Origin of the sequence: Streptomyces aidingensis, assembly GCF_900112355.1 — a bacterium.
Taxonomy (GTDB): domain Bacteria; phylum Actinomycetota; class Actinomycetes; order Streptomycetales; family Streptomycetaceae; genus Streptomyces; species Streptomyces aidingensis.
In genome coordinates, this window is sequence record NZ_FOLM01000019.1 from 75,648 (window position 1) to 91,765 (window position 16,118).

A 16,118-nucleotide genomic window follows, 5' to 3' on the forward strand; every position below is an offset into this window, starting at 1 on the left:
CGGATGAGGCAGCGTGCGGCCGGGCGCCGCGCGCCCCGTTCAGCCCTCGGGAGCGCCGGGCCAGGGCTTGGTCGTGTCGAGGCTGTCACGCTCCTCGGTCAGGGAGTACCAGTTGCCGGACGGGTCGCGGAAGATGGCCTCCACGCCGTAGGGGCGCTCCATGGGCTCCTGGAGAAATTCCACACCCGCGTCCTTGAAGCGCTTGTAGTCCCCGTGGCAGTCGTCGGTGCGCAGCACGGCCGCGCCCAGCACGCCCTTGCTGACCAGCGTGGTGAGCATTTCCGCGGATTCCGGGTCCAGGCCCGGGCCGTCGGAGGGCATCACGGTGAGCTCCATGTCGGCCTGGCCGGGCACGCCCACGGTCAGCCAGCGCACGGACCCCATCTCCAGGTCGGTGCGCACCTCGAAGCCCAGCTTGTCGGTGAAGAACTTCACGTCCCGGTCCTGGTCGGTGCTCCAGACCGTGGCGATGGCGACGTTGCGGATCATGGCGGTGCTGCCTCCGTGTGTGCGGTGCGGTGCGGTGCGGGCGGCGCCGGCCCGGCGGCTGCCCGGTCCGGCTCCCCCCAGCTCACCCTGCTCACCCTAGGGAGGGGCGCCGGGCCCCCGCTTCTCCGGAATTGCGCTGCTGTGCGCCGGGCGCGCGGGCCGGGAAGCCCCCGGTCCACAGCAGCGCGAAGCAGCCGGGGATCAGGGCGGAGCCGCGATGCGGATGGCGGTCGCGGTACTCGCTCGGGGACAGCCCGGTGCGCCGCTTGAACGTGCGGGAGAAGCTGCCCAGGCTGTGGAAGCCGACGAGATGGCAGATCTCGGTGACGGACAGGCTCGCGGTGCGCAGCAGTTCCCCGGCCCGCTCGATGCGGCGGCGGGAGAGATACTGCCCCGGGCTCTCGCCGTAGGCGGCCTTGAAGGCGCGGACAAAGTGATACGGGCTGTAGCCGGCGTGCGCCGCGACCGCGTCGATGTCCAGGGGCTGTGACCAGTCCCGGTCCATCAGGTCCTTGGCGCGGCGCAGCTGCCGCAGCCGCACCATGCCCGGTGTGGTCATGGCCTCATCGTCACACGCCGGGCACGGCCGCGCCCGCGTTGCGCGCGTGGCAGTCGGCGAGGTGGTCGTTGACCAGGCCGCAGGCCTGCATCAGGGCGTAGGCGGTGGTCGGGCCGACGAAGCGGAAGCCGCGCTTCTTCAGCGCTTTGGACAGGGCGGTGGACTGCGGGGTGACCGCCGGCACATCCGCCGGGGTGCGCGGCGGCGGGCCGGGCCGCTCCGGTGCGAAGGACCAGATCAGCTCCGTCAGCTCGCCCTCGGACCAGTCGGCGGCGATCCGGGCGTTGTGCACCGTGGCCTCGATCTTCGCGCGGTTGCGGATGATGCCGGGATCGCCGAGCAGCCGCTGGATGTCGTCCGGGGTGAAGGCGGCGACCTTGCGGATGCGGAAGTCGGCGAAGGCCAGACGGAAACCCTCCCGGCGGCGCAGAATGGTCAGCCAGGACAGCCCCGACTGGAAGGCCTCCAGGCTGATCCGCTCGAACAGCGCGTCGTCTCCCCGCACCGGGCGGCCCCACTCGGTGTCGTGGTAGACGCGGTAATCGTCTGGCTCCGCTCCCCAGGGGCAGCGCGCCAGCCCGTCGGAATCCGGAGCTCCGGCGGCCTGGGCCGGTGCCGGATGGGTGACGTCCATGGCATCCAGTGTCCCGGATGGCACCGACAATCAAGCAGTCGGCTACCGGCCAGATATGCGCCATCACGCTGTGATGATGCTGAGTCCGGGGAACACCCCCGGGGGAGCCGGGGTACCGGCGCGCCCGGTTCAGGGCACCTCGCGCAGGTACATCGCGCCGCAGGTGTGGCACATCGGTTCGGCGGTGGTGCCCCAGTCGCTGTCCGGGCGCAGCTCGGCGTCGGGCAGCAGCTCCCGCCCGCACATCGCCGCGTTCCCCTCGCCGCGCACCATGTGCCAGCTCTTGACCCCCGCCCCCGGGTCGTCGTGCGGGTACTCCGCCCGCATCGCGTGCTCCATGCCACCGTCACCTCCTCCCCTCATGGTGGGCGCAGCGCCCGCCATCCGCGAGGCGGCCGGGACCGGACCGCCGGCGCCGGAGCGCCCGGCGCGCGGGCGCGGTCAGGCGCCCGCCGGGACCGGGGCGTCCTTCCTGGCCCCGGCGGGCGGGGCGGCGGGGGTCCCGCCGCGCAGCGGGATCTCCTTGATGAACCAGCCCGCCACAAAGGCCCCCACCGCGGCCAGGGACGCGGCCAGGAAGACGGCGTGGGTGCCGGCCGCCACCGCGGTCTCGTAGGCCGCGCGGGCCGCGGCGGGCAGTTCCGCCAGGGACGCCGGGTCGAGCTGGGCGCCGGTCTCGGAGACGGCCAGGCCGCCGTCCGGGCCGGCGTCCCTGGCGGAGCTGCCCGCCGCGCCCTGCTCGGCGAGGCTGCCGGTGACCCGGCGGTTGAAGAAGGCGCCGAGCAGGGCCACTCCGAAGGAGCCGCCCAGGGTGCGGGAGAGGGTGGCGGTGGACGAGGCCACGCCCATGTCCTTCATCTCCACGCTGTTCTGCGCGATCAGCATGGTGAGCTGCATCAAGAAGCCCATGCCCGCGCCCACCAGGGCCATGAACAGGCCGGTGGTCAGCCGGCCGGTGCCGGTGGTCATGGTGGACAGCAGCCAGAGCCCGGTGGTGATCAGCAGGCCGCCGGTCATCGGGAACCACCGGTAGCGGCCGGTGGCGGTGGTCACCCGGCCGACCACCAGCGAGACCAGCATCATCGACAGCAGCATGGGAAGCAGCAGCAGGCCGCTGTTGGTGGCGGAGGCGCCCTGCACCGTCTGCTGGAACAGCGGCAGGAAGATCATCGAGCCGAACATCACAAAGCCCAGCAGAAAGCCGATCCCGGTGACCAGCGAGAAGTTGCCGCTGCGGAAGATGTGCAGCGGCAGCAGCGGCTCGGGGGCCCGGGTCTCCACGAACAGGAACAGCGCCAGGGCGCCCACGCCGAGCGCGATCAGGCCGAGGATGACGGCCGAGCCCCAGGCGTACTCGGAGCCGCCCCAGGTGGTGACCAGCACCAGCGAGACGATGCCGGTGGTGAGCAGCACCGCGCCCGGGTAGTCGATCCGCGCCCGGCCGCGCCGCCGGGGCAGATGCAGCACCGAGGAGACCATGACCAGCGCCACCGCGCCCAGCGGCAGGTTGATGTAGAAGGCCCAGCGCCAGCCGAGATGGTCGGTGATCAGGCCGCCCAGCAGCGGGCCGCCGATCATGGCGACGGCCATGATGGAGGCGAACATGCCCTGGTACTTGCCGCGCTCCCGAGGCGGTATCAGCTCGCCGATGATCGCCATGGTGCCGACCATCAGGCCGCCGGCGCCCAGGCCCTGGAGGGCACGGAAGCCGATGAGCTGGCCCATGGTCTGGGCCGCGCCGGAGGTGACCGAGCCCGCCAGGAAGAGGACGATGGAGGCCAGGTAGACGCCCTTGCGGCCGTAGAGGTCGCCCAGCTTGCCCCAGATGGGGGTGGATGCGGCGGTGGCCAGCGTATAGGCGGTGACCACCCAGGAGAGATGGGCCAGGCCGCCCAGCTCGCCGACGATGGTGGGCATGGCGGTGGCCACGATCATGTTGTCGAGCATCGCCAGCAGGATGGAGATGCTCAGCGCGACCAGGATCACGCGCAGGGAGCGCGGCGGACGCCCGGCCGGTTCGGCGGGCGCGACGGGCGCGACGGGCGCGACGGGTTCTGCCGGCTCGGCCGCCGGTCGGTCCGGGGCCGGGTGCTGCTGGTTCATGTTCTCCCCACGGAACGACGCCGCCCCCGGGTCGGACGGCGGGCGGCAGCGTTGCAGATGCCAGACGAACCTACGGCAGCAACTTGCCGGGCGTCAAGTAAGTTTTTCCCCGGGTGCCGCACCCGGCCGTGCCGGGCGGCACCGGGCACGCAGACAGCGAAACGGCGTTTCCGCCGGGCCGGACGGCCCGGCGGAAACGCCGTTGCTCCGCGCTGTTCAGCGCTCCTTGGACATGTTGGGCTTGCCGCCCGCCGCCGCGGCCACCGGGGCCTCCGGCAGGGCCGCCTTCTCCTCACCCCGGAAGGTGAACTTGGCGTCCTTGCCCTCGCCCTCGGTGCCGACCACCACGATGTGACCGGGCCGCAGCTCGCCGAAGAGGATCTTCTCCGAGAGGGTGTCCTCGATCTCCCGCTGGATCGTCCGGCGCAGCGGCCGGGCGCCCAGCACCGGGTCGTAGCCGCGCTTGGCCAGCAGCTTCTTGGCGTCGGGGGACAGCTCGATGCCCATGTCCCGGTCCCGGAGCCGCTCGTCCACCTGCGCGACCATCAGGTCGACGATCTTGATGATGTCGTCCTGCGAGAGCTGGTGGAAGACGATGGTGTCGTCCACCCGGTTCAGGAACTCGGGCCGGAAGTGCTGCTTCAGCTCGTCGTTGACCTTGGTCTTCATCCGCTCGTACCCGGTGGTGACGTCTCCGGCCGGGGCGAAGCCCATGTTGAAGCCCTTGGAGATGTCCCGGGTGCCGAGGTTGGTGGTCATGATGATGACCGTGTTCTTGAAGTCCACGACCCGGCCCTGGGAGTCGGTCAGCCGGCCGTCCTCCAGGATCTGCAGCAGCGAGTTGAAGATGTCCGGGTGGGCCTTCTCCACCTCGTCGAAGAGGACCACCGAGAACGGCTTGCGCCGCACCTTCTCGGTCAGCTGGCCGCCCTCCTCGTACCCGACGTAGCCGGGCGGTGAGCCGAACAGCCGGGAGACGGTGTGCTTCTCACCGAACTCCGACATGTCCAGGGCGATCAGCGCGTCCTCGTCGCCGAACAGGAACTCGGCCAGCGTCTTGGACAGCTCCGTCTTACCGACACCGGACGGGCCGGCGAAGATGAACGAGCCACCGGGACGCTTCGGGTCCTTCAGACCGGCCCGGGTGCGGCGGATCGCCTGGGACAGCGCCCGGATGGCGTCGTCCTGGCCGATCACCCGCTTGTGCAGCTCGTCCTCCATGCGCAGCAGCCGCGAGGACTCCTCCTCGGTGAGCTTGAAGACCGGGATGCCGGTGGAGGCGGCCAGCACCTCCGCGATCAGCTCCTCGTCCACCTCGGCGACGACGTCCATGTCGCCGGCCTTCCACTCCTTCTCCCGCTGCGCCTTCTGCTGGAGAAGCTGCTTCTCGGTGTCCCGCAGCGAGGCGGCCTTCTCGAAGTCCTGCGAGTCGATCGCGGACTCCTTCTCCCGGCGCACCCCGGCGATCTTCTCGTCGAACTCGCGCAGGTCCGGCGGCGCGGTCATCCGGCGGATGCGCATCCGCGAACCGGCCTCGTCGATCAGGTCGATCGCCTTGTCCGGCAGGAAGCGGTCGGAGATGTAGCGGTCGGCGAGCTGGGCCGCCGCCACCAGCGCGGAGTCGGTGATGGAGACGCGGTGGTGCGCCTCGTACCGGTCGCGCAGCCCCTTGAGGATCTCGATGGTGTGGGTCAGCGACGGCTCCGCCACCTGGATCGGCTGGAAGCGCCGCTCCAGCGCGGCGTCCTTCTCCAGGTGCTTGCGGTACTCGTCCAGCGTGGTGGCACCGATGGTCTGCAGCTCACCGCGGGCCAGCATCGGCTTGAGGATGGAGGCGGCGTCGATGGCGCCCTCGGCGGCGCCCGCGCCGACCAGGGTGTGCAGCTCGTCGATGAACAGGATGATGTCGCCGCGGGTGCGGATCTCCTTGAGCACCTTCTTCAGGCGCTCCTCGAAGTCACCGCGGTAGCGGGAGCCGGCCACCAGCGCGCCGAGGTCCAGGGTGTAGAGGTGCTTGTCCTTCAGGGTCTCGGGCACCTCGCCCTTGACGATGGCCTGCGCCAGGCCCTCCACGACGGCGGTCTTGCCGACGCCGGGCTCACCGATCAGCACGGGGTTGTTCTTGGTGCGGCGGGACAGCACCTGCATGACCCGCTCGATCTCCTTCTCGCGCCCGATGACCGGGTCGAGCTTGTTCTCCCGGGCGGCCTGCGTGAGATTGCGGCCGAACTGGTCGAGCACGAGGGAGGTGGACGGCGTGCCCTCGCTGGGCGCGCCGGCGGTGGCGGCCTCCTTGCCGCCGGAGTAACCGGAGAGCAGCTGGATGACCTGCTGCCGCACCCGGTTGAGGTCGGCGCCGAGCTTGACCAGGACCTGCGCGGCGACGCCCTCGCCCTCGCGGATCAGGCCCAGCAGGATGTGCTCGGTGCCGATGTAGTTGTGGCCGAGCTGAAGGGCTTCCCGGAGCGACAGCTCCAGCACCTTCTTGGCCCGGGGGGTGAAGGGAATGTGGCCGGACGGGGCCTGCTGGCCCTGGCCGATGATCTCCTCCACCTGCTGGCGGACCGCCTCGAGCGAGATCCCGAGGCTCTCCAGGGCCTTTGCGGCGACACCCTCGCCCTCGTGGATCAGGCCCAGGAGGATGTGCTCGGTGCCGATGTAGTTGTGGTTGAGCATCCGGGCCTCTTCCTGAGCCAGGACGACAACCCGCCGCGCGCGGTCGGTGAACCTCTCGAACATCGTTATCGCTCCTCAGAGCGGTCAGTCAGTAAGGGGTCGGTCCCCTCCCTGTCCTTCCGCAGCTTAGTCCCGGCGGGCGGGACCGCTTCTTTCTGTTGCCGTACCCGTCCTGGGCGGAAAGACCCCGTTCGGTCCGGCACCAGTTCCAACCCGATAGTGCGAGACGATGTTCCCGCAGGCCAGGCGATTCCACCTGGTATGGCTACGCCGATGGCGAACGCCGCTGAGGAGCTCCGCCGCCGGCCGCCGCATACCAGGAGGGAAGCGTCGCCTCCGACGTCACCGCCCCCGTGAGCCACTACCGGTTTCCTACCCGTCCAGGCTGGCACTCCATGCGGAACACGCCCACGGCATCCGCTACTGGCGAACAGGCCGCGGGAAACCGGGCGCCCGGCCCGGCCCGGCGCCGGGCGGGCAGATGCCGCGTATGTGAGGAGCATGACAATAGCGGCGCCCGCGGCCGACGCGGCGCGGGCATGCCGCGAGGGGCCGGCCCTTGCGGGCACGGCCCCTCGTCTACCCCGTGAGCGGAGAGTGGCTTCCGGCGCGCGGTGGCGTCGGCGCATGCGGATTTTCAGCCGTTGGCCTTTTCGTAAGCCTCGCGAATCTCGGCCGGAACGCGGCCCCGGTCATTCACCGCGTAGCCGTTCTCCTTCGCCCAGGCCCGGATCTTGGCGGTGTCGGCGGTGCCTGAGCCGGCAGCCGCCGTACGGCCGGTCCGCGTTCCGCGCTGAGCACGGCCGGTGGAACGCCGGCCGGCCTTCAGGTAGGGCTCCAGAGCCGCGCGGAGCTGATCCGCGTTCTCCGAGTTGAGGTCGATCTCATAGCTCTTGCCGTCGAGCCCGAACGTTACGGTCTCATCGGCCTCGCCGCCCTCGAGGTCGTCGAGGAGAAGGACCTGAACCTTCTGCGCCATCGGGCTGCTCCTCATTCCATCGGTGCCGAATACTTTTCCTCTTGGCACGTAATGAAACCGCGCTTTGCGGAAAAACACAAACCCTGGAGCGATAGACCGGGAGACTTCTGCCGTCTCGACATGGACGATTCGGACATAAAGGAACGAGAGGAACAGTGCCGGAACGGAGTCGGAAGAGAGTGTTTCGGTAATCAGAGATGCAGCAGCATGCGAGTGTTGCCCAATGTGTTCGGCTTCACGCGTTCCAGTCCGAGGAACTCGGCGACACCCTCGTCATAGGAACGCAGCAGCTCGCTGTACACATCGCCGTCGACCGGGGTATCGCCGATCTCGGCGAAGCCGTGCCGGCCGAAGAACTCCACCTCGAAGGTCAGGCAGAAAATACGGCGGACGCCCAGCCAGCGCGCCGTCTGCAACAGCTTCTCCAGGAGCCGGTGGCCCACACCGGAGCCGCGCAGCCCGGGATCGACGGCCAGGGTGCGCACCTCGGCGAGATCCTCCCACATCACGTGCAGCGCGCCGCACCCGACCACCCGGGCGTCCAGATCCCGCTCCGCGACCCAGAACTCCTGAATGTCCTCGTAAAGCGTGACCGTGGCCTTGTTCAGCAGGATGCGGTCCCGGGCGTAGGCATCGATCAGCCGGCGGACGACCGGGATGTCGGGGGTACGGGCCCGGCGCACGGTAATTTCCGGGCGCTCCCCGGTCTCCCGGGCAGCGGGTGAGGTGTTTGCGCCGCTCTTCACATCCGGGAGGCTACCGCCGTCCCGCGCGGTCCTCGCCGCCGGGGGCTCAGGCGGCCGGCGACGCGCCGCCCGGTGCCCGCTGACCGGCTGCTTCGCCGCCTTCCGCGGTCTCTTCCCGGGCCGCCGCCGGGGCCGCATCGGTGAGCCGCACACCCGGTACTCCGACCACCCGGAGGGCATCGCGCAACGCGGCGGTCTGCTCGGGCGACATCATCCCGAAGAATGCGACCAGTGCGGCGGCCGGACTGTCGCTCGCCGCCCAGGCGTCGTTCATCAATGCCGCGGCGTAAGCGGCGCGTGTGGAGACGGCTTCATAGCGATAGGCCCGGCCCTGCTGGTCGCGCCGGACCCAGCCCTTCTGATGGAGGTTGTCCAGCACCGTCATCACTGTCGTATAAGCGATCGAGCGTTCCCGCTGGAGATCCTCCAGAACTTCCCGCACCGTGACCGGACGGTTCCACTCCCATACGCGGGTCATCACCGCGTCTTCCAGGTCTCCCAATGGCCGAGGCACCCGAGAAGAATAGCCGCACATGCCCCAATATCCGGTGATCGGCCAGGTCACAGCGGCGGGCGCGGGCCGGTGCGGGAGCCGCCCACGGCGTTCGACGGCCGGGGCCGGGGCCATTGTGCCGCTGATACGGCCCCCGGATACCTGCCCCGGATACCGCGGAGGAACGCCGGACATGCGCCCGGGATGTCATGTCCCCGTGCGCGGGCTTTGCGCGGGGTATGCACGGGCGTAACCGGCGACGCGGAGGGTCGGCTAACGGCCGCCGTCCGGCTCCCGCCCGCCCCCCGAACGCGCGGCCTCGGCGGCGGCCATGGCCTCCGCGGCGGCGTCTTCCTTGAACTTGTTGGTGCCGCCCTGGGACTTCACGATGGTCGCGATCAGAGCGATGAAAGCCACGGCCATCACCGTGGGCGGGAAGAGCGCGGCAAGGTAATCCACGGCTCCGGGCCTCCTTTTCCGCTTCGGTCTCCCTGACAGCCCGGCATCCCGGCGGGTGCGCTTCCCGGCTTCCTGCCTCGCACCGCCCGAAGCCGGGAGCGGAAGCCGGAAGTCAACACCTGAGCCGGACCGGGCGGCAACCAGAGTAATACCGCGCTACGAGGCGGCCGGCCGCGGGGGTCGCTTGCCCTTGAAGACCTCCGCCGGAGTGGGCACCGGCCTGCGCTTCCCCTTCCCCGGCGCCTTCTCCGGTCCCTTCTCGGATCCGTTCTCCGGGCGGTTCTCCGGGCGGTTCTCCGGGCGCTGCTGCGCCGGGCCGCCCGATTCCCCGCCGCCGGCCCGCGGCTCCCGGCGGGCGCGCCGCTCGTCCCCCTGCTGCCCCTCCCGGCCCTCGGCGTCGTACCCAGTCATGCCCCGAGATTAGCCGCTAAACGGACAATGCGCGCATGCTGCACATCCGGCGTGTCAGCCGCCGGGGCTCAGCGCGGGCCGCGCCGCCCCCCGATGTTGCGCTCATAGACCAGGCGCAGCCCGATCAGGGTGAGCCAGGGTTCGTGCGCGTCGATGACCGAGACCTCGCGCAGCACCAGCGGGGCCAGTCCGCCGGTGGCGATCACCGTCACCTCGTCCGGATCGTCGGCCAGCTCCCGGGCCATCCGCTCCACCACGCCGTCCACCTGGCCGGCGAAGCCGTAGAGGATGCCGGACTGCATGGACTCCACCGTGTTGCGGCCGATCACATGGCGTGGCCGGGCCAGCTCCACCTTGTGGAGCTGGGCGCCGCGCCGGCCGAGGGCCTCCACCGAGATCTCGATGCCGGGCGCGATGGCGCCGCCCGCGTACTCCCCGCGCGCGGTGACCGCGTCATAGGTGGTGGCGGTGCCGAAGTCCACCACGATGCAGGGGCCGCCGTAGAGCTCGACCGCGGCCACCGCGTTGATGATGCGGTCCGCCCCGACCTCCTTGGGGTTGTCGGTGGTGATCTGCACGCCGGTCTTGACGCCCGGCTCCACCAGCACGGCCGGGATGTCCCCGTAGTAGCGGCGGGTCACATCGCGCAGTTCGTGCAGCACCGACGGCACGGTGGAGCAGATGGCGATGCCGTCCACGTTGTCGCCCAGCTCCTCGCCCAGCAGCGGATGCATGCCCATCAGGCCCTGGAGCAGCACGGCCAGCTCGTCGGCGGTGCGGCGGGCGTCGGTGGAGATCCGCCAGTGCTCGACGATCTCCTCGCCGTCGAAGAGGCCGAGCACCGTGTGGGTGTTGCCGACGTCGATGGTGAGCAGCATCAGACGTCCTCCTGCCGCTGCCGCCCGCCGCCCGCGGTGGCCGGACCGGGGCGCAGATCCAGCCCGATGTCGAGGACGGGCGCGGAGTGCGTCAGGGCGCCCACCGCGAGATAGTCCACCCCGGTCTCGGCGTAGGCGCGGGCGTTGTCCAGCACCAGGCCGCCGGAGGACTCCAGGGCGGCGCGCCCGGCCACCAGCTCCACGGCCCGGTGGGTGTCCTCCACCGTGAAGTTGTCCAGCAGCAGCGCACCGGCGCCGGCGGCCAGCGCGGGCTCGATCTGGTCCACCCGGTCCACCTCGACCTCGATCGGCAGCCCCGGGCTGCCCGCCTCCTCCAGGGCGGCCCGGACCGCGGCGAACGCCTCGGCCACCCCGCCGGCCGCGATCACATGGTTGTCCTTGATCAGGGCGGCGTCGGAGAGGGACATCCGGTGGTTGAGACCGCCGCCGCAGCGCACCGCGTACTTCTCCAGGGCACGCAGCCCGGGGGTGGTCTTGCGGGTGTCGCGGACCCGGGTGGCGGTGCCCTCCAGGGCATCCGCCCAGGCGCGGGTGGCGGTGGCGATCCCGGACAGCCGGCACAGCAGGTTCAGCGCGCTGCGCTCACCGGTCAGCAGATCGCGGGTGCGGCCGGTGACGGAGAGCAGCACCTGCCCGGCGCTCACCCGGTCGCCGTCCTCCGCATGGCGCTCGACCTCCAGCTCGTCGGTGCAGGCCACCGAGAGCACCGCCTCGGCCACCCGCAGACCGGCCACGGTGCCGGGGCGGCGGGCGGTGAAGTCGGCGGTGGCCACCGCGTCCTCGGGGACGGTGGCGACGGTGGTGATGTCCACGCCGTGGTCGAGGTCCTCCTCCAGCGCGAGATGCGCGATGTCCTCGACCAGCACCGGGTCCAGACCGGACGCGGCCAGCAGCGCGGCCAGCTCCGGGTCCAGACCGCATTCCAGCGGGTCGTGTCCGGCCGGCAGGCCGTCCTCGGCGCCGGCTCCGCAGCCGCAGGAGTCCCCGCAGCCGCCGCCTGCGCTCGTGCCGGTCGCATCGTCGGGGCGGGTGCCGAGCGGCAGCAGGGTCAGCTCCACCGGGCGCGGCCGGGAGGCGTCGGGGCTGGGGTTCACGGGTGTGCTTCTCCTTGTGCTGATGAGGTCGGTGGTGCCGGATGTGCCGGTGGTGCCGCAGTTGCCGGTGGTGCGGCGGTGTCCGCCGCCGGGGACACCGGGAACACCGCGCCGGGCGCGGTACCCGGCAGCCCGGTCCCGTCCGTGGCCCGGAGGTCGAGCGTAGAGCCACCGCGGCGGGAACCGGAGCCGCCCTTGACATCACCACCGTGACCTGGGGCGGAACCGGGGCCGCCGGCGGCGCGGAGGCGGACGGTCAGATGGCGGCGCCAGCGGGCGTCGTCCCGCTCCGGGAAATCCTCCCGCCAGTGGCAGCCCCGGGTCTCCTCGCGCTCCCGGGCCGCGGCCACCAGCACCCGGGCCACCAGATGCAGATTGGTGGTCTCCCAGCTCTCGGTGCCCGGCTCGGCCGGCTTGTCACCGGCCCGGCCGGCCAGCTCGTCCAGCTCGGCCGCGGCCCGGTCCAGCCCGGCCGCGGAGCGCAGCACGCCCGCGCCGCGGCTCATGATGCGCTGGATCTCCGGCCGGGCCTCGGGCGGCAGCAGCCGCTGCGCCGGCCGGTCCCCGGCCGCCGGCGCGGCGCCCGCCACCGGGTGCTCCCCCCGGTGTCCCACCCGGTGCTCCCGCCGCACCCGGCGGGCGATCCGTTCGGCGAAGACCAGGCCCTCCAGCAGGGAGTTGGAGGCCAGGCGGTTGGCGCCGTGCACGCCGGTGCAGGCCACCTCGCCGCAGGCGTACAGGCCCGGCACGGTGGTACGGCCGTGCTCGTCGGTGCGCACCCCGCCGGAGGCGTAGTGGGCGGCCGGTGACACCGGCACGGGCTCGGTCACCGGGTCGATCCCGTGCGCCCGGCAGGCGGCCAGGATGGTGGGAAACCGCTCCCGCCACATCGCGGCGCCGAAGTGCCGGCCGTCCAGGAACATGTGGGGGGCGTCCTGCTCCCGCATGCGGCGCATGATGCCCTTGGCGACGATGTCGCGCGGCGCCAGCTCGGCCAGCTCGTGCCGGCCCAGCATGAAGCGGACCCCGGCGGCGTCCACCAGATGGGCCCCCTCGCCGCGCACCGCCTCGGAGATCAGCGGCTGCTGCCCCTCGGCCTCCGGGCCCAGATGGAGCACGGTGGGATGGAACTGCACGAACTCCAGGTCGGCCACCTCGGCGCCGGCGCGCAGCGCCAGGGCCACGCCGTCGCCGGTGGAGACCGCGGGATTGGTGGTGGCGGCGAAGACCTGGCCCATGCCGCCGGTGGCCAGCACCACGGCGGGGGCGTGCACGGCGCCCACGCCGTCGTGCCGGCCCTCGCCCATCACATGCAGCGAGACGCCCGCGGCGCGGCCGGCGGGGTCCTTGAGCAGATCCAGCACCAGGGCGTGCTCGATGGTCTCGATCCCGGCCCGGCGGACGGCCTCGACCAGGGCCCGGGAGATCTCCGCGCCGGTGGCGTCACCACCCGCGTGGGCGATGCGGCGGCGATGGTGACCGCCCTCACGGGTGAGGGCGATCTCCCCGGAGGCCGCGGTGTCGAACCGGGCGCCGTCCGCGATCAGGCGGCGGACGGCATCCGGGCCCTCGGTGACCAGGATGCGCACGGCCCGCTCGTCGCACAGGCCGGCCCCGGCGACCAGGGTGTCGGCGAGGTGCTGCTCCGGGGTGTCACCGGCCCCCAGGGCGGCGGCGATGCCGCCCTGCGCCCAGCGGGTGGAACCGTCGTCCAGCAGCGCCTTGGTGACGATGACGGTGGCCAGCCCGGCGGCGGCGCAGCGCAGCGCGGCGGTCAGCCCGGCCACGCCGGAGCCGACCACCACCACATCGGCCCGCACGGCCCAGCTCGGCGGCGAGGACAGTGCCGTCCCCGCCACGCCTATCCCGCCGGCGCCGCCCGTCCCCGCTCCGCTCACCGCCGCACCTCCATGTCGCCCAGGTCACCGCCGGACAGGTCACCGCCGGCCCTGCCCGGCCGCCCGCTCCCGGCGGTGCCCGCCGCCGGCTTCGCGCGGGATGCCGGGGCCTCCGGCGGGGGGTCGGCGAAGGCGGCGAAGGTGAGGGGAAGGTTGTCGATCAGCCGGGTGCCGCCGACCCGGGCGGCGACGGCCAGCACCGCCTCGCCGGTCCAGTCGTCCGGGACCTCGGTGAAGCCGGCCGGGTCGACCAGCGCCAGATAGTCCAGCCGCAGCGGCGGATCGAGCTCGGCGGCGTCCTCCAGCACCGAGCGGGCGGCGGCCAGGACCGCGGCCGGCACCGGCGGGCGGCCGGACGCGGCGGCCACCGCGTAGGCGTCCGCCGACGCCCGGGTCTCGTCCATGGCGGCCAGCCCCGCCGCGCGCTGCGGCGCGGCCGGTGCGGCGAGCGCGCGGGCGTGCAGTGCCGCCTCCGCGGCCAGCCGGTCCTGGCCGGCGAACAGCGCCCGGGAGAGCGACAGCGCCGTACGCCGCTCGGCCGTGGAGAGGTAGCGGTTGCGGCTGGAGAGCGCCAGCCCGTCCTCCTCGCGGACCGTGGGCACGCCGACGATCTCCACCGGGAAGTCCAGATCCCGCACCATGCGGCGGATCAGCGCGAGCTGCTGGGCGTCCTTCTGCCCGTACAGGGCGAGGTCGGGGGCGGTGAGGTGGAGCAGCTTGGCGACCACGGTGAGCATGCCGTCGAAGTGGCCCGGCCGGGAGGCGCCCTCCAGCCGGTGCCCCATCGGCCCGGCGCTGATCCGCACCTGCGGCTCGCCGCCCGGGTACACCTCGGCCGCGGGCGGGGCGAAGACCGCGTCCGCGCCGGCCGCCGCCGCCACCGCCAGATCGGCGTCCAGGGTGCGCGGGTAGCGGTCGAAGTCCTCGCCCGCGCCGAACTGGAGCGGATTGACGAAGACCGTGACCACCACCTGTCCGTCCCGCCCGGCGCGGGCCCGGGCCGCGCGGATCAGCGTGGCGTGGCCCTCGTGCAGCGCCCCCATGGTCATCACCACGGCCCGCGGGCCGTGGCCGGGCCGCGGCAGGGCGCCCAGCGCGGCGGCGGTGCGCAGCACGGGCGGCGGCCCGCCGGAAACGGGGCCGGGGCCCTGTGCGGGGCCCTGTGCGGGGCCCTGTGCGGGGCCCTGTGCCGGGCTCGGAGCGGGGGCGGCGCTCATGCGGGTTCTCCGTCCGACGAGAGGGCTTCCAGAAGGCGCTCGGCCTGTTCGGCCCGGAGCGTGCCGTGCACCAGCGCGCGGTCGGCGGTGGCCCGCGCCATGGCCAGATAGCCGGGCAGGGTGTCCGGCGCATGCGCCCGCAGCTCGGCGACGTGCGCCGCCACGGTGCCCGCGTCCCCGCGCGCCACCGGGCCGGTGAGGGCGGCGTCGCCGGAGCGCAGCGCGTTGTCCAGCGCGGCACCGAGCAGCGGCCCGAGCATCCGGTCCGGCGCGCCGACCCCCGCCGCCCGCAGCAGGTCCATGGCCTGGGCGACCAGCGTCACCAGATGGTTGGCGCCCAGCGCCAGCGCGGCGTGGTAGAGCGGGCGGGCGCTCTCCTCGATCCACTCCGGCTCGCCGCCCATCTCGATCACCAGCGCCTCGGCGGCCAGCCGCAGCTCCTCGGGCGCGGTGACACCGAACGAGCAGCCGGCCAGCCGCTGCACATCCACCGGGGTGCCGGTGAAGGTCATCGCGGGATGCAGGGCGAGCGGCAGGCCGCCGGCCCGGCGCGCCGGGTCCAGGACGCCGGCGCCGTAGCGGCCGGAGGTGTGCACCAGAAGCTGCCCGGGGCGGACCGCGCCGGTGTCGGCCAGGCCGCGCACCAGGCCGGGCAGCACATCGTCCGGGACGGTGAGCAGCACCAGCTCGGCGCGGGCCAGCACGCCCGCCGGATCGACCACCGGGACGCCGGGCAGCAGCGCGTCGGCACGGCGGCGGGAGGCGTCGGAGACGCCGGAGACGGCGACCGGGCGGTGGCCGGCCAGGGCCAGGCAGGCGGCGAGCGCGGGGCCGACGCGTCCGGCGCCGACGACCCCGACCGCGAGCCGGGCCGGCCGGTCCTCGGCCCGTCCGGGCGTGCCGGAGCCGCCGGGGTGGTGTGGTGCGTTCACGGCGACCTTCCGTTGCTACGTTCCGGTCCTCCGCCGGACCGGGCGGACTGGCGGGACCCATGGCGCCCCATGGGCATCGGTACCGGACGTTCACACCCATGCTATCCGCGGGTAACCGGGCGCCACCGCCGGACGCCACCCGTTGAGACGAGCCGCGCCGCCCGGGCGGCGGGTGCGGCGGTGCGGCCGGTCAGACATCCCATGGCGTTTTGATGTCAAGCGGCGGTGGTGGGGGTTGCGTGGTGTGACCACGCGGTGGCCTCGTCGTAGTGGGTACGGGTCTTGAGGCAGCCGTGGAGGATGCCGACGAGGCGGTTGCCGAGCTGGCGCAGGGCGGGGTTGTAGCCCGAGTCGCGGGCGCGCTGCTTGTCGTAGTAGCGCCGAGCGCCGGGCGAGGTGTTGATGGCGGAGAACGCTTGTCTCTGGAGGGCATCGGCGAGGCGGTCGTTGCGGGCGAAGCGGGCTTGGACGCTGTGGGTCCTGCCGGAGGCGCGGGTGATCGGGCTGGTGCCGGCGTAGTTCTTGCGGG

16 protein-coding genes and 1 pseudogene are annotated in these 16,118 nt (G+C 72.8%); all 17 read right to left on the reverse strand.

The genetic code is table 11. From position 1 onward, the window contains the following. Positions 1-39: 39 nt before the first annotated feature. Positions 40-489, reverse strand: a complete 450-nt coding sequence (locus BM242_RS24830; RefSeq protein ID WP_093841166.1) for a VOC family protein — start codon at positions 487-489, stop codon at positions 40-42. Between the two features lie 91 nt (positions 490-580). Next, entirely contained in the window at positions 581-1,048 is a 468-nt protein-coding gene (locus tag BM242_RS24835) for a helix-turn-helix transcriptional regulator (protein ID WP_245834490.1), read from the reverse strand. A 10-nt stretch (positions 1,049-1,058) separates the two neighbouring features. Then, positions 1,059-1,682 carry a DNA-3-methyladenine glycosylase I gene (locus tag BM242_RS24840; protein ID WP_093841167.1) on the reverse strand — a complete coding sequence of 208 codons (624 nt, stop codon included), beginning with the start codon at positions 1,680-1,682 and terminating at the stop codon, positions 1,059-1,061. A gap of 129 nt (positions 1,683-1,811) precedes the next feature. Next, positions 1,812-2,021, reverse strand: a complete 210-nt coding sequence (locus BM242_RS24845; RefSeq protein ID WP_093841168.1) for a hypothetical protein — start codon at positions 2,019-2,021, stop codon at positions 1,812-1,814. A 102-nt stretch (positions 2,022-2,123) separates the two neighbouring features. After that, positions 2,124-3,785, reverse strand: a complete 1,662-nt coding sequence (locus BM242_RS24850) for an MDR family MFS transporter (protein WP_093841169.1) — start codon at positions 3,783-3,785, stop codon at positions 2,124-2,126. 216 nt (positions 3,786-4,001) lie between these two features. Beyond that, positions 4,002-6,524, reverse strand: a complete 2,523-nt coding sequence (locus tag BM242_RS24855) for an ATP-dependent Clp protease ATP-binding subunit (protein ID WP_093841170.1) — start codon at positions 6,522-6,524, stop codon at positions 4,002-4,004. Positions 6,525-7,098: 574 nt separating this feature from the next. Further along, on the reverse strand, positions 7,099-7,440 hold the full coding sequence (locus tag BM242_RS24865; protein ID WP_093841171.1) for a histone-like nucleoid-structuring protein Lsr2: 342 nt from the start codon (positions 7,438-7,440) through the stop codon (positions 7,099-7,101). Positions 7,441-7,631: 191 nt separating this feature from the next. Beyond that, complete coding sequence (locus BM242_RS24870; RefSeq protein ID WP_245834492.1) at positions 7,632-8,186, reverse strand: amino-acid N-acetyltransferase; 555 nt, start codon at positions 8,184-8,186, stop codon at positions 7,632-7,634. Positions 8,187-8,232: 46 nt separating this feature from the next. After that, a complete protein-coding gene (locus BM242_RS24875) occupies positions 8,233-8,700 on the reverse strand; it encodes a BlaI/MecI/CopY family transcriptional regulator (protein WP_093841172.1) in 468 nt (155 codons plus the stop codon). A 252-nt stretch (positions 8,701-8,952) separates the two neighbouring features. Next, a complete protein-coding gene (locus BM242_RS24880; RefSeq protein ID WP_093841173.1) occupies positions 8,953-9,138 on the reverse strand; it encodes a hypothetical protein in 186 nt (61 codons plus the stop codon). A 156-nt stretch (positions 9,139-9,294) separates the two neighbouring features. Next, the gene (locus BM242_RS24885) at positions 9,295-9,549 is read right to left on the reverse strand and encodes a hypothetical protein (protein ID WP_093841174.1); all 255 of its coding nucleotides are present in this window, start codon (positions 9,547-9,549) and stop codon (positions 9,295-9,297) included. Positions 9,550-9,617: 68 nt separating this feature from the next. Beyond that, positions 9,618-10,427 (reverse strand): type III pantothenate kinase, encoded by an 810-nt coding sequence (locus BM242_RS24890; protein WP_093841175.1) that lies wholly within the window; start codon positions 10,425-10,427, stop codon positions 9,618-9,620. Continuing rightward, positions 10,427-11,506 (reverse strand): carboxylating nicotinate-nucleotide diphosphorylase, encoded by a 1,080-nt coding sequence (gene nadC / locus BM242_RS24895; RefSeq protein ID WP_093841186.1) that lies wholly within the window; start codon positions 11,504-11,506, stop codon positions 10,427-10,429. The genes BM242_RS24890 and nadC overlap by 1 nt, the downstream gene beginning before the upstream one ends. Positions 11,507-11,538: 32 nt before the next feature. Beyond that, complete coding sequence (locus BM242_RS24900) at positions 11,539-13,401, reverse strand: L-aspartate oxidase (protein ID WP_093841176.1); 1,863 nt, start codon at positions 13,399-13,401, stop codon at positions 11,539-11,541. 35 nt (positions 13,402-13,436) lie between these two features. After that, entirely contained in the window at positions 13,437-14,657 is a 1,221-nt protein-coding gene (panC, locus tag BM242_RS24905) for a pantoate--beta-alanine ligase (RefSeq protein WP_093841177.1), read from the reverse strand. Further along, complete coding sequence (locus BM242_RS24910; RefSeq protein WP_093841178.1) at positions 14,654-15,589, reverse strand: Rossmann-like and DUF2520 domain-containing protein; 936 nt, start codon at positions 15,587-15,589, stop codon at positions 14,654-14,656. The genes panC and BM242_RS24910 overlap by 4 nt, the downstream gene beginning before the upstream one ends. A 215-nt stretch (positions 15,590-15,804) precedes the next feature. Then, positions 15,805-16,118, reverse strand: a pseudogene (locus tag BM242_RS24915) (IS110 family transposase); the annotation flags it as partial.